10 protein-coding genes, 2 pseudogenes, 1 riboswitch and 1 other annotated feature are annotated in these 15037 nt (G+C 33.5%); of the genes and pseudogenes, 11 read left to right on the top strand and 1 reads right to left on the bottom strand.

Features of this window, described 5'->3' with window-relative positions; all coding sequences use genetic code 11:
* Positions 1–142 precede the first annotated feature (142 nt).
* The 8 genes and pseudogenes from AB5359_RS02465 (at position 143) to bsh (ending at position 7133) form a co-directional block, all read left to right on the top strand.
* Positions 143–994 (top strand): annotated as a pseudogene (locus AB5359_RS02465) (ABC transporter ATP-binding protein).
* Complete coding sequence (locus tag AB5359_RS02470; RefSeq protein WP_048687079.1) at positions 994–1848, top strand: ABC transporter permease; 855 nt, start codon at positions 994–996, stop codon at positions 1846–1848. Before AB5359_RS02465 ends, AB5359_RS02470 begins: the two are co-directional and overlap by 1 nt.
* Positions 1849–1851: 3 nt before the next feature.
* Positions 1852–2304, top strand: coding sequence for a LytTR family DNA-binding domain-containing protein (locus tag AB5359_RS02475; RefSeq protein ID WP_048687077.1), 453 nt, complete (start codon positions 1852–1854; stop codon positions 2302–2304).
* 1 nt (position 2305) lies between these two features.
* Positions 2306–2701: a DUF3021 family protein gene (locus AB5359_RS02480; protein WP_065425550.1), complete on the top strand. Its 396-nt coding sequence runs from the start codon at positions 2306–2308 to the stop codon at positions 2699–2701.
* 47 nt (positions 2702–2748) lie between these two features.
* Positions 2749–3468, top strand: coding sequence for a Fic family protein (locus AB5359_RS02485; RefSeq protein WP_048687075.1), 720 nt, complete (start codon positions 2749–2751; stop codon positions 3466–3468).
* 105 nt (positions 3469–3573) lie between these two features.
* Positions 3574–3987, top strand: coding sequence for a cupin domain-containing protein (locus tag AB5359_RS02490; RefSeq protein WP_020806971.1), 414 nt, complete (start codon positions 3574–3576; stop codon positions 3985–3987).
* Positions 3988–4301: 314 nt separating this feature from the next.
* Positions 4302–4545: a binding site (T-box leader), on the top strand.
* Between the two features lie 70 nt (positions 4546–4615).
* The gene (gene brnQ / locus AB5359_RS02495; RefSeq protein ID WP_048687071.1) at positions 4616–5983 is read left to right on the top strand and encodes a branched-chain amino acid transport system II carrier protein; all 1368 of its coding nucleotides are present in this window, start codon (positions 4616–4618) and stop codon (positions 5981–5983) included.
* Between the two features lie 172 nt (positions 5984–6155).
* Complete coding sequence (gene bsh / locus AB5359_RS02500) at positions 6156–7133, top strand: choloylglycine hydrolase (protein WP_048687069.1); 978 nt, start codon at positions 6156–6158, stop codon at positions 7131–7133.
* Between the two features lie 241 nt (positions 7134–7374).
* Here bsh and uidA read toward each other — a convergent pair whose 3' ends face one another.
* A complete protein-coding gene (uidA, locus tag AB5359_RS02505; RefSeq protein WP_232000999.1) occupies positions 7375–9066 on the bottom strand; it encodes a beta-glucuronidase in 1692 nt (563 codons plus the stop codon).
* Between the two features lie 169 nt (positions 9067–9235).
* Here uidA and AB5359_RS02510 point away from each other — a divergent pair, with 169 nt between their 5' ends.
* The 3 genes and pseudogenes from AB5359_RS02510 (at position 9236) to mgtA (ending at position 15017) form a co-directional block, all read left to right on the top strand.
* A complete protein-coding gene (locus AB5359_RS02510) occupies positions 9236–9853 on the top strand; it encodes a MerR family transcriptional regulator (RefSeq protein ID WP_077410396.1) in 618 nt (205 codons plus the stop codon).
* 33 nt (positions 9854–9886) lie between these two features.
* Positions 9887–11993 (top strand): annotated as a pseudogene (locus tag AB5359_RS02515) (AAA family ATPase).
* Between the two features lie 103 nt (positions 11994–12096).
* Positions 12097–12263: riboswitch (M-box (ykoK) riboswitch) on the top strand.
* A gap of 75 nt (positions 12264–12338) precedes the next feature.
* On the top strand, positions 12339–15017 hold the full coding sequence (gene mgtA / locus AB5359_RS02520; protein ID WP_048687065.1) for a magnesium-translocating P-type ATPase: 2679 nt from the start codon (positions 12339–12341) through the stop codon (positions 15015–15017).
* Positions 15018–15037 lie beyond the last annotated feature (20 nt).

Raw genomic sequence — 15037 nt, forward strand, 5'->3', positions numbered from 1 at the left:
GGTGCAAATTTAGTATTAGAAGCAAATTTTGGTATTTGATTTTTGCATCTTGTTTTAGAAAAATTACCACTCATTTAAATGGTGAATTATTTAAGTCTTTCTTTCTGTATTCTAATAGTGAATTCAGAAAGGAAGGCTTTTTATGTTAATTGAAACTTATAATTTAACTAAAAAATATGGTAAAAAGTTGGCTTTGAATAAAGTCAATCTAAAAGTTGATCGTGGTCAACTAGTGGCTTATCTGGGAACTAACGGAGCAGGAAAATCGACAACGATTAATATTTTAACTGGATTGTTAAAACCAACCAGTGGAACGATAACTTATGCTAAGGATTTGAAAATTGGTGTCGTCTTTCAAAATAGTGTTCTGGATGATGTCTTAAGCGTAAAAGATAATCTGAATTTGAGAGCGTAGATGTATCATGATGTTTCTAAAAAATGGCTTGCGCAATTAATTGATTTAATTGGTATTCGGAGTTTCCTTCATCAAAAATATGGTACTCTTTCGGGCGGTCGAAAAAGAAGAGTAGATATTGCTAGAGCTTTAATTGATCATCCTGATATTTTGTTTTTAGATGAACCAACTACTGGTTTGGATTTACAAACGCGGATCGTAATCTGGAATTTACTGCAGAAGCTTCAGAAAGAACAGGGATTAACGATTTTTCTGACAACGCACTATTTGGAAGAAGCAGAAAATGCAGATCAAATGTATATTTTAGAAAATGGACAAGTACTAGCTAATGGATCGGCTTATGATATTAAAGATAAATATGCCCCAAGTAAATTAGTAATCACGCTAAAAGAAAAGCAACGATTAGTAACTACATATCCAGTTATTGAAAGAAATAAAGAAACTGAAATTGATGGACTTGATCCTCATGAAGTAATTACGCTGCTGCACGATAATCAATCTAAGATAAAGTCTTTTGAATATCGACAGGGTTCAATTGATGATGCCTTTATTAAGATAGCTGGAAAGGAGCTACAATAATGTTTGCTTTAATTAAAAGAAATACTAAAATTTACTTTGCTAATAAACCAGGCGTAATTATGTCATGCTTTGGAGCATTGATTTCATTTGTAATTTATATTGGATTTTTACAGCAAAATCTTGTTAGTTCTTGGCAAAATGTTAGTCACGCAAAACAATTATTGGATCTCTGGACGCTTGGGGGAATTGTATCAATTGCCGGAATTACTACATCTTTTCAAGCACTGGGTCAAATGGTTAATGATAAAGAAAGTCGAGCAATTGATGACATGAAACTAACTGCTCTAACTCCTATTAGTGAAAGCATGGCTTATGTTGTATCAGCTACTATTGTCAGCTTTCTGATGCAAATTATTACATTTGTTGTTATGGCAGTATATTTTTCAGTAGTTGATAAAGTAGATGTAGTGCACAATGCATATTTACCTTGTTTAGGCTTCATGCTTTTGGGCGCACTTGGCGCAACATTATTAAATTTAATCATTGTAATGTTTATCAATTCTTCGACTACTTTTAGCCGATTATCAGCTGTGATTGGTGCGGCAGCAGGATTTATGGTAGCAACTTATATGCCATATGGAACTTTATCAAAAACTGCTCAAAATATAGTAAAATTATTTCCAAGTAGTTATGAAGCAGCAAGTTTTAGAAGCTTGCTTTTGAATAAATTAAGTCAGCAAGATGTGCCAACTAGAATGCGAGATCAATTAATTGAATATTTAGGAATTCATTTTAAATTTGGATCTCACCAGCTAAATAACTTTGATAATGCTTTAGTAATGATCGGGATGATTGTACTGTTAGCAGTTATTATTGTTATATTGGCACTTTTGCTTAATAGAAAGAAGAAATAGTACGTGGATGTCAAATTTCATTCAAATCCTAATCTAGAAGAGGATCAAATCGAAGTTAAAGTGATTTCTGCAAGACAAACGACTAACGTAAATAATCTTTTATCGTATATAAAGAATTTTGATAAAAAAGTTGATTCTCTTTTACCTGTGAAAACTGAAGATCGAATTTTAACAATTAAAATAGAAGAAATTATCAAAGTAGAAGTCGAAAAGACAGAATTAAGCTTTTATACGACTAATTCTGTGATCAAAACAAATGGTCGTTTATATCAGATTCTGGAAAAGCTAAATAATGATTTTGTCCAAGTATCAAAGCATGGAATTATTAATTTGAATTATCTTGAATCACTTGAAGCAGGCTTTACTGGCAATATGATTGCAAAGCTTGATTTTAAGCAGAAGACGGATGTTTCAAGAAGATACTTACCTGAGTTAGAAAAAAAGTTGGGATTATAAGATGAAAATATGGAAAGAAATTTTAATTTGCTTTTTTATTGGAATTGGTTTTGGTGCGACTATTTATTTATTAATTTTAGGAGTAACTTATGAAAATATAGGGGATTTGAGGGTTCCCTTAAAGAGCGTATTCATAGTATTTTTATGTAGTGGATTAATTGGTGAATTAAGTTTTTTATTTGACACTGAATTATCGTATTTTTTAGCAATGACTTTACATCTGATTGGAACTTTTAGTTTATTTTCGATAATGATGTTGTTAAATAATTGGCCTATCAATATCTGGACGCTGCTTATTTTTATTTTTTCATATGTTGTTATTTGGATAATAATAAAAGTAACCCAAGAAAAAGACATTCGCCGGATTAATCAACAAATCAAGAAACGCAATGGGTGAGTGATAAAATATTATTAAATAATAGCTGATAGAAAGTAGGTAAACCAATGTATCCTGATAAATTTCATTTAACCCAAGAGCAGAATCGGCGTTTTGCAAAGAAAAATTTAGTAAGATTAGTTTTCACTACTTCACGTTTTGAAGGCTTAAATACTACATTACCACAGACTCAAACTATTATTGACGGGATGAGTGCAGCAGGTGTTTCAATTGACGATACTAACGTGATTGTTCAATTAAAACGTGGCTGGCAATATGTAATTAGGGAAAATAAGCCTTTGTCTTTAAATATTGAGCAAAATATTAATTTGCTAGTAGCACGCTATGATTCATTAGATCCTGGTAGTTTTCGTACTGGAAATGTAACAGTAGAATTAGGAAATAGTAATGGCGAGTGGCAACCACCAGAAATTAATTTGGACCAAGAGCGTAAATTCTTTGATGAACTTATGCAAAAGGATACGTCCATTACTGATAAAGCTATGACTTTAATGTATCACAATATGAGAAATCAGCTTTTTTGGGATGGAAATAAAAGAACTGCAACTTTAGCAGCTAATAAGTTAATGATTGACAATGGTGCTGGATTAATTAGCGTGCCATTAAATAAGTGGGACAAGTGGAATGAATTAATCAGTGAATTTTACTTAACTGGAAAAATGGATAAGTTAAAAGATTGGACTTATGAAAACGGAATTCAGGGAATTGAGTTTTCGTCTGATACTGATTTACCTAAGCCAACTATTGATCCGAAAGATTATGAATAATCTACATCCATACCCTTAACGTATAATACAATATTACAAATAAATATTTTGCATGATGTTATTTCTATTCTAAAATAAAAGCAAAGTTAGAAATGAGGTAATAACATGGCAAAAAATGAAGAAGAAGTAAAAAATAGTGTTTTTGGTTTTGGTGATTTAAATGAAGCTTTTGCCAAATTCTTTAAGGGTACAAGTTACCTCAAGGCTTTAGCAGAAAGTAAAGAAGCTAAGACCGCAGTTCATAATGTAAGTTTTGAGCCGGGATGCCGCAATAATTGGCATATGCACACAGTGCCACAAATTTTAATTGCCGTAGCTGGTGAAGGTTGGTACCAAGAAGAAGGCAAAGCTCCACAAAAGATGCTGCCAGGAGATGTGGTAATTGTTAATCCAAATACTAAGCATTGGCATGGAGCTACAAAAGATTCCTGGTTTGCTCATGTTGTTGTGATGGTAGGCGACAGTAAGAATACATGGCTTGAACCTGTTTCTGATGAAGAATATGATAAATTAGACTGATTAATCGGAAAATTCAATATGTAAATTATAATTAAACCGAAAAAATCCTCCTAAAGTTAGATAAATAGAGTTTTGTCTTCTTTAAGAGGATTTTTTTATTTTTGAAAGTATTGTTTAACTAATGAGAAATTATTACTGTTAGCTGTTATTAGATCGATAGTTGTTTGTGCTGATTTTAAATTTGCTTACAAATATAAATCTAATCATCTGGAGTCAATTGATATTAGAAAAAAGAATAAAATTAAAAACAAGTTAGAATAATATTGACTTTGTTTAATTTATTATGTAATATACTTACTAAATAAATGGTATGAATAACCACTAAGAATAGGAAATTAGCTTTACCTTAACTAGTCAGCGAACCCAAGTTAGTGTGAGTGGGTATAGGAAAGTAAAGTGAAAGTAGCCTAGGAGTGCTTGAAGTGAGAGTAATTGTAACTTTAGGAGGGTGCGCCCGTTATAGCGTCAACGTATCTAGTTTTTCTATGTACGGGGTAAGGGAATAATAGTAGTATTATTCTAAAATAAGGTGGTAACACGCGTGATAACGTCCTTATAAGCTTTATGCTTATAGGGACGTTTTTTTATACCTAGTATTAATATAATTTTTATCGAAAGGAATATTAAAATGAAGATAAAAAAAGCGAGTATTAGGCAGTCAATGATTATTGCATCACTTATTTTCGGAATGTTATTTGGAGCGGGAAATCTTATTTTTCCAGTTCATTTAGGTCAATTAGCAGGTAGCAATTGGCTCATAGCGAGTAGTGGCTTTCTTGTTTCTGGAGTTTTGCTGCCATTAATGGCACTATTGGCAATTAGTATTACTAGGTCAAATGGAATCTATGATCTTGCATTACCGAATGGTCGTTACTATGCACTTATCTTTTTAATCCTTGTTCACGCTACTTTGGGACCACTATTTGCAACTCCTCGGACAGCCACTGTTCCTTATGAAATCGGAATTGCCCCTTATTTATCTAAGTCAACTAATACTTGGGGACTATTAATCTATTCAGCGATTTTCTTTAGTTTAGTTTATATTTTCTCAAATCATGAAGGTAAGATTACTACTTTAATTGGTAAAGTATTAAATCCTTTGTTTTTATTATTGCTGTTTCTGATCTTTTTGTTAGCATTTATGCATCCATTGGGTTCTGGAAATACTGCTGCTATAACTGCTTCATATGTAAGGCATGCTTTTTCCAATGGATTTTTACAAGGTTATAATACAATGGACGGGTTAGCAGCATTAGCATTTGGAATTACTATTATTACAGCAATTAAAGAACTAGGTATTAAAAAGACAAGACAGGTTTCAATTGAAACAGCTAAAAGTGGTTTTCTAGGAATTGCAGGAGTTGCTATCATATACTTGGCGTTAATTTGGTTGGGCGCGACTAGTTTGCATCAATTTAAATTAGCAGCAAATGGTGGGATTACTCTTGCTCAGATTTCACATTATTACTTAGGAACTGCTGGAGATGCGATTTTAGCAACTTTAGCAACCATTACTTGTATGACTTCAGCAATGGGATTAGTAATTGCCTTTTCACAAGATTTCCATCGTCGTTTTCCTAAAATCTCATATCGAACATTTTTACGAATTAATTGTGGGCTTTCATTCCTATTTGCTAATTTGGGTCTTGATCAAATTATTGCATGGTCAACGCCAATTTTAATGTTTCTTTATCCACTAGCAATCACATTGATTATTTTAGGATTACTTTCACCAATATTTAAGCATGACCGACTTGTTTACCAGATTACAACTGCACTGACCCTAATTCCTGCATTCTTTGACATGTTAAATGCATTACCGGCTAACTTACATGACAGCCAATTATTGCAGACATTACTTGGGTTTGCTCAACAATATTTTCCATTTTTCAGTTTGGGCTTTGGTTGGTTAACTTTTGGTATTGCGGGCTTAATCCTTGGATTGATTTGTCATGTACTAAAAGTAAGAAAATGTTTTGGACTACTTAGCGAATAGTGTGCCTTATAATCAACTACAAAGTTTACAGTAGGTAATACAATTATTGGAGCTATTGCAGATGGTGACCTTGTGATTGATTATCTGTTTAGATCAATTTAGTGTAATTTCTTTTCATTTAAGCTTAGAATATGAAGTGAAAGTATTGCTTTGATCAAAGGAGATATCTAATATGTGTACATCAATTTTATATAGTCCTAAAGACCACTATTTTGGCAGAAATCTTGATTATGAAATTGCTTATGGTCAAAAAGTGGTTATTACACCAAGAAATTATGAATTCGAGTTTACCGATTTACCAGCTCAAAAATCACATTATGCAATGATTGGTGTAGCTGCTGTAGCAGACAATACTCCATTATATTGCGATGCAATTAATGAAAAAGGATTGGGAGTTGCTGGTTTAAGTTTTGCTGGACAGGGCAAGTATTTTCCAGAAGCAACAAATAAAAAGAATATTGCTTCATTTGAATTTATTTCATATTTATTAGCTACTTATGAAACTGTTGATCAAGTCAAAGAAAGCCTAACTAATGCAAATATTTCTAATGTGAGTTTTGCTAAAAATACCCCAGCTTCAGAACTTCACTGGCTAGTAGGAGATAAAACTGGTAAGAGTATTGTTGTTGAGTCAGATGAAAAGGGCTTGCATATTTATGACAATCCAGTAAATGCTTTGACGAACGCACCTTTATTTCCAGAGCAGTTAACTAATTTGGCAAACTATGCTTCAGTTGTTCCAGGCGAACCTGATAATAATTTTTTACCCGGTGTTAATCTTAAGTTATATAGTCGTAGCTTAGGTACGCATCACTTACCAGGCGGGATGGATTCAGAATCACGTTTTGTTAAGGTATGTTTTGCCTTGAATCACGCACCAAAAGATAGTGATGAGGTAGAAAATGTTACCAATTTCTTTCATATTTTAGAATCTGTTGAACAAGCCAAAGGAATGGATCAAGTTGGTCCTAATAGTTTTGAATATACGATGTATACTAGCTGTATGAATCTGGAAAAAGGAATTTTGTACTTTAATTGCTATGATGACAGTAGAATTAGTGCTGTTGATATGAACAAAGAAGATTTGGATTCAGCAGACTTAGTTGTATATGATTTGTTTAAGAAACAAGATATTAGTTTCATAAATTAATGAAACATTTCTTAGTTAGAAATTATTATCAAAATCAATAAAAAATCGCGCCCATAATCAAATAATCGATATCAAATGAACTAAAATGATATCGATTATTTTTAATTGAGCACGATTATTTGTAAAAACTAAAATATTAATTTAATTGTTGCCATCTCTTTTTCAAGGTAAAGGCAATATCTTTAGGTTCACGATCGCGAGTAAAAATTCCTTTATCGTTACCACCAACACGCATGATTCCTTAACTCGTCTTAAAGTCAGCAAAGTTCCAAACTAATTCGCCACAAATAAATGGATATTTCTTAAATATATCAAAATACATTTGATAATATTCATTTTGATATTCTTGGCTCCACATTTCATCTGGAAGGCGATGAGAAGAAGATAATGTATCAGCGCCAAACTCAGTAAAGACAAATGGTTTATTAAGCTTTAAGTTTTGCCAGCCGTCTAGTTCATCTTCCAGCATCTTTTTAGCATTAACGATTTCAGGACCACCAGCAACGTACCAACCATAATAACGGTTTAAGCAGACAAAGTCACAAAGTGGGTGAAGCTTATCCACTTTTGGACCGCTACCCATAACTAAAGTTCCAGTATAAGGACGATTTTGTGGATCCAATTTTCTCGCAAAGGCAAAAATATCTTTGAAATAGTCATAGGATTCTTGAGTAGTTGATTCTGGTTCATTGAATAAACTCCAGGCAATCACTGAAGGGTGACGCTGGTCGCGATCGATCATTTCTTTTATTTCTTGTTCATGGATCTTTTTTAATTCAGGCACAGTTTTCGAAGCAAAAAAGTGCGACTGATTAGAATTAGTTACATTAAGAAAGTTAGTTATTGAACGATTAAGACCAACAGCGGGAACCTCATCAATAATTAAAAAGCCATATTTATCGGCATATTGATACCATTCTTCGGCGTAAGGATAGTGACTGCTTCTAAAACAGTTAGCGCCAATCCATTTCATGCATTCGTAGTCGCGTTTGATGATGCTTTCGTTAATTGCTTTGCCTAAAACATTAAAATCTTCGTGCTTGCCAAAGCCTTTTAAATAAATTGGGTGATTATTGAGCAAGATTTTATCATTCACAATTTTAATTGTACGAATACCAATTTGTTCACTATATTCGTCAACTGTTTTTCCTTCTTCGATCATTTCAATCTTTATTTTGTATAAATAAGGATCACTTGGGCTCCAAAGGTGCGGATTCTTAATTGTTAAACTACCAGTATTTTTAGAAGTAGTACGTGCTACTTCCTTTTGATTATCGAAAAGTGTTACTTTAAATTCAGCATTAGTATTTGCTTCGATATTGTAGGTAATTGTTGCCTCATTATTTATTAATTGATAATTTAGTTTGAAATTAGTGATTTGGCTTTGAGGGAGTGCTAAGAGCCAGACATTGCGCATAATGCCGGAGTAATTGAAAAAGTCAAAATAAGGTTGAGCAAGTTTTTGACCGTTATCTAAGATTTCTTCGGTGCCGCAAGGAATAGCTTTTTCAGATAATTCGTTATTGACCAAAACAGTTACACGATGAGCTTGGTCGTAATTAATATAATTAGAAATTTTTACTTGAAATGGTAAAAAACCACCTTCATGTTGACCGACTTCATTTCCATTAATAAATACTTTCGCACGATGAGTAACCGAACCAAAACGGATATAAAGTTCTTTCTTCTTTAGAAATGAAGGAATAAAGAAGTCTTTTTGATACCAAAAGTATCCAGTATAGTATTTACGGTCTCGCTTAGTAGTTAATTCCGCAAACGTACCTGGTACAGGCATTTCTTCCGGATTAGGTAGTTGTTTGTTCCATCTCTCGTCAAGACCAACAGAATTCGGATCAGTTTCGAATTGCCAAGTGCCATTCATTAAAGTGTTAAACCGATATTTATTTTGAATTGGATATAGTGCAGATTCCATAGATGATTTTCCTTTCTAGCAAATTTTTTCTTTCATCTATATTTTACGCTTAGGGAGAGTAAATAGATTTGAAAATGGTTTAATAAAGTAAATCCCTTGACTGTAACCTTGCGTTACAGTTTATTTTATTTATAGAAAATAATTAAGAAAGGGATGTTGAAAGTGGCCAATGAAGATCGAAGAAAATGGTTATCGCTACTATAGTTATGAGCAACTCTATCAAATTGGTTTTATCTTGGGATTACGTGATTTAGGACTTTTGGTAGAAGAAATTAAAGATTATTTGGGCGATTCTAGCAGGGATGCATTAAATAAAAAATTAATACCTTTAAAAAATAAGATTGAACTTCGTATCCAAAATTTAAAGCAAATCCTAGCTATTTTGCGTCAAAAAGAAAATGACAACTTTCAACTAACTGATGTCGATTTTTATGTTGTGAAAGAATGTTTTTTACCTGATCACGACTTTTGGTGTTCGGATTTTAAGGCTGATTGTTCTGAAGTAAAAATTGCCTCTTCATATAGTCAGTTTTACCAAGAATTAGGTGCTGGTGTCATGGCTAATAAGAACTTATCTGGTTTCATTACAGACTTACCTCAGGCAAAAGTTGATACCTATGCAAATTCTGGTGCAGGAATTGAAAAAGGTTTAACTGTAATTAGAAAATATGCCAAAGAAAATAATTTTAAAATTGGCAACGACGTGTGGCAGTTCAATATTGGCTTAAATATTGAAAAACTTGGTCTAACAAAAAATGGTATTTTAGCATATAAAATTTTAAAATAAAGAAGAAATTGAAGCTTTAGATAGGAGTTTAATTTGGAATTACCAACTCAAATAGAAATTAAAGGTGCAAGAGTCCATAATTTAAGAAATATTGATGTGAATATTCCACTTCATAAATTTGTTGCTATATCAGGCTTATCCGGTTCAGGTAAGTCTTCTTTAGCGATGGGAATTTTATATGAAGAAGGCTCAAGACGATATTTGGATGCACTTTCTACATATATGCGTCGTAGAATTAAACAAGGTGCACAAGCTGACGTTACTTCGGTTAAACATATTCCGTCTGCATTAGCTTTGCGCCAGCGTCCAAGTATTCCAAATGAACGAGCAACTGTTGGGACAACAACCGAGACTTTTAATGTTTTGCGTTTGATTTTTTCAAGATTAGGTTCGCCTATTTGTCCTAACGGTCACCGCGTAGCTCCAAGTTTAGATATCGCGGAAGCTATGTCTAAGTCAGGTGAAGAAATGGGACAAATTACTTGTCCAACATGCGGTGTTAAGTTTTATGTACCAAGTGCTGAAGATTTTGCTTTTAATTCTGATGGAGCTTGTCAAGAATGCGGTGGAACTGGTAAAGTTCGACAGCTTGATGATAGTAAATTAATTGCTGATCCTAATTTATCAATTGAGGACGGAGCAGTTGCTTCATGGAGCTTACCCGGAAGAAACTTTATGCCAAGCGTAGCTCAACATGCTGGAGTAAGGATTGATATTCCTTATAAGGATTTAACGGATAAAGAAAAAGATTTTGTCTTAAATGGTCCTGAGAAAAAATATAAGATGGACTTTTTGTCTGGAACAGGTCGGGTATTTCATGATTTTAATGCTTTATATGAAAATGCCCACCAAGCAGTTTTGCGCTCAGCAAAAAGTAGTAAAAGTGAACGTGCACAAAAGAGAATTGCAGAATTTTTCACTTATTCAACTTGCCCAGTTTGTCATGGTACGCGTCTTCGTCCAGAACTTTTGAAGCAGTTAGTTAATGGTAAAAATATTTATCAAGTTCAACAAATGCAGCTAGGGGATTTGCCAGCTTGGAGTAAGGAAGTATTAGCAAAATTGCCTGAAGATATGCATAAAATGGCTAGCTCTTTGATCAATGAATTTCTTAATAATCTGCAGCCGTTGCTTGATTTAGGACTAGATTATTTAACTATGGAGCGAGCTGGAAACACTTTATCAACTGGCGAACTTCAGAGAATTCAATTAGCGAGAACACTACGTACAGAAACAACTGGCGTTTTATATGTCTTAGATGAACCGTCGATTGGCTTGCATCCAGCTAACGTTGATGGCTTAATTAAAGTTTTGCGCAAATTAGTTGATCAGGGTAATTCTTTAGTAGTTGTTGATCACAACGTTGATATTATTAAAGCTGCTGATGAGATTATTGAAATTGGTCCAGGTTCAGGTGAACAAGGTGGTCAAATTTTAGATCAAGGCAGTCCTGGGGAAATTAAGAAAGATAAGCAGGCACTAATTGCACCACATTTAAATGGAGAAGCGCATTTAATGGCTAGAAAAGTAAATGACAGGAATTGTTACTTTAGATATTCAATTCTTGCCTGATATGCAGCAAACTTGTCCAACTTGTCATGGCGATCGCTATAATCCTGGAATTCAAAAGATAAAGTGGCATGATATGTCGATTGTAGATGTCTTAAATCTTGATGTTAACGAAGCGATTCCTGTTTTTAAGCGTGTGCCAAAGATTGAACGTGATTTGCAGTTGCTTAAAGAAGTTGGTTTAGATTACCTGCACTTAGGTGAGAGTACGCCAACTTTATCTGGTGGAGAAGCACAGCGTTTAAAATTAGTGACTCACTTAAGTCATAAGCAAGACGATACTTTATTTGTCTTTGATGAACCAACAATTGGTCTGCATCCCCTGGATGTTAAAGTCCTAGTTGAAGTCATGCAAAAATTGCTTGATCAAGGTGCAACTATTATTACGATTACACATGACCTGAATTTAGTTGTTAATGCAGATTATATGCTAGATCTGGGACCACCACGAGGTGGTGAAAATGGTGGTCGTATTGTAGCGCAAGGCCGACCACTAGAATTAATTAAAGATCCGCAAAGGTTAACTGTAGAGTATTTAGCTAATTATCTAAAACAATTTAACTTAGATTAATTATTTGATGTATGGATTTAAAGTAAAAGTAAAGAATTTATAAACATGCTTGAATAATAAAGAATAATTGTTTAATCTATTAACCGTTAATTGAATAAAGAAGCAAATGAACTGTTAGGTGAGACTCCTACGTAAATATACGCTGATGCCCAGCAACATCTAGAGATGCCAACGGGTTAAACAGGAATTGTCGACTTAAGGCTTTTCCCAGTCAGCTAGTTAAAAAATTTCACGTTACGTAGTGTTAAAACTGAACGACGAGTATAAATCGCTAAGTTAAGACCAATGCAGTTTTTGTGTTGGTCTTTTTGTTTGTTTGCCGATTTTTTAGAGGGAGAGATTACTATGTTAAAATTCAACTCTAAAGATCGCGTAGTAACTAATGCGACTTTGGCTAAACAAATTGCTAGACAAGAAAAAAATGAAGTCTTAAAGCAATTGCATACAACAATTAATGGATTAAATCCTGTTCAAGCAAAACAACGCTTGGAGCAAGATGGTTTAAATGAGGTCTCGAATAAAGAACATCATCCAAAATTACATTTTTTAATCGATGCTTTTATGACACCTTTTACTGGTGTGTTGTTATTTTTAGCAGGTTTATCTTTTTTAACTAACTATGTCTTTGTGCCAGCTGATCAAAAAGATCTGAGTACCGTAATTATCATGATTATGATGGTTCTGATTTCAGGAATTACTAGTTTTATTCAAAATGTAAAAACAAGTGATGCGGTTGACTCATTGCTAAACATGGTTTCTGTAACTACAAATGTTAAACGAGCTGGTGAAGATAAGGAATTACCAACTAAAGATGTAGTAGTTGGCGATATTATTAATTTAGCTGCTGGAGATTTAGTGCCAGCAGATATGTATTTGTTAAAGAGTAAAGACTTATTTTGTTCAGCGAGCTCATTAAATGGAGAGTCAAGTCCAGTTGAAAAGATGTCAGATCAGAAGCCAAAAGAAAGTGATAATTACTTAGATTATCCAAATATCCTTTATGAAGGAACAAATATTGTTTCTGGTTCTGGAATGGGCGTCGTTTTTGCTACAGGTGATAAAACCGTTTTTGGAAATTTGGCCCGTACTCTTGCTCAGAATAAAAACAAAGAGACAACTTTTGACATTGGAATTAAAAATGTTTCTAAAATATTACTAATTATGACAGCTGTAATTGCACCACTAGTGTTTTTGATTAATGGTTTAACTAAAGGCGATTGGCTAAATGCATTAATTTTTGCTATTGCAACGGCTGTTGGTTTAACGCCAGAAATGTTGCCAGTTATTGTGACCAGCAATTTAGTTAAGGGGTCTGTTGAAATGGCTAAGCATGAAACCATTGTTAAAAGAATGAATTCAATCCAAAACTTTGGCTCAGCTGATATTCTTTGCACTGATAAGACTGGTACCTTAACACAAGATAAAGTGGTTTTAGAACGACACTATAATTTAAACTTAGAAGAAAAGCCAAAAGTATTAGAGCTTTCATACTTGAATAGTTATTATCAAACAGGGATGAAAGATTTAATTGATAAAGCAGTTATTGATGCTGCTCAAGGAGAGTTAGATACAAAGAAAATTAATCAAAACTACAGAAAGATTGATGAAATACCTTTTGATTTTAAGAGAAGACGTATGAGCGTTGTCGTTATTAACCAGCAACACGAACATATTTTGGTAACTAAAGGTGCTGCTGAAGAAATGCTTGCTTGTTCTAACAGAGTAGAAATAGATGGTGCAATAAGTCCACTTGATGAAGATCAACGTCAGAAAATTTTAACTGAAATTGATGAGATGAATCAGGATGGGTTACGTGTTGTTCTTTTAGGATATAAAAAGAATCCAGCTCCTGTTGGTGAATTTAGCATTGATGATGAGAATGAATTAATCTTAGTTGGATTTTTAGCATTTTTAGATCCACCAAAAGACAGTGCTAAGGCAGCATTGACTGCCTTAAAAGAAGATGGCATTACAGTCAAAATTTTAACTGGAGATAATGAAGCAGTTACGCGAAATGTAGGGAAGCAAGTAGGTTTAAATATTGATCGAGTTTATCAGGGAAAAGACCTTGAAAATAAGACTAATGCTGAATTAAAAGAAATGGTGCAAGCATGCGATGTTTTTGTAAAATTATCTCCACAACAAAAAGCTCAGATTATTGACTTGCTTAGACAAGATGGTCATACCGTAGCTTATATGGGAGATGGAATCAATGATGCTCCTGCAATGAAAGCGGCAGATGTTGCTATCTCAGTTGATACAGCAGTGGACATTGCCAAAAAGTCAGCAGATATAATTTTGCTCCACAAAGATTTAATGATTTTAGAAAAGGGAGTACAAATTGGCCGTCAAGTATTTGGCAATACGATGAAATATATTAAAATTACGCTTTCTTCTAATTTTGGTAATATTTTATCAATTTTAGTAGCTTCTTCATTTTTACCATTCTTACCAATGCTTCCAATTCAACTTTTAATTTTAGACTTGATGTATGGAACGAGTTGCCTATCTATTCCATTTGATACTATGAATAAGCATTATTTATCAGAGCCTAGAAAGTGGAGTACAAAGAAGCTACCGAAGTTTATGTTCTACTTTGGTCCAACGTCCTCTATTTTTGATATCATAACTTTTGCTTTACTTTTCTTTATGGTTTGTCCGCAAGTAACGGGAACTAGTTATGCAGCAGCTAGCACAACGCAAAAATTAATTTTCTCAGCCATCTTTTGTACAGGATGGTTTATTGAATCACTTTGGACCCAAGAAATGGTTATTCATGCACTTAGAGATCCCAAACTACCATTTATTAAGCAACATGCTACAGCAATTGTTACTTGGGCAACAATCGGGATGGCAGTGGTGGGAACTGTCTTACCATTTATTACACCAATAGCTAAAGCAATAAAATTTGGTCCAATTCCAATGTACTTTTTAGCAATTGTATTTCTTTTGTTAATCTTATATATTGCTTTAACTACTTTAGTAAAGAAGTGGTATTTGAAATCAGAAAAATATTTGATTTAATTAACAAGAAATATTTTCTT

The sequence above is a fragment of the Lactobacillus sp. RTP31084st1_F9_RTP31084_210423 genome (genome assembly GCF_040919545.1).
In the GTDB taxonomy this organism is placed as follows: domain Bacteria; phylum Bacillota; class Bacilli; order Lactobacillales; family Lactobacillaceae; genus Lactobacillus; species Lactobacillus paragasseri.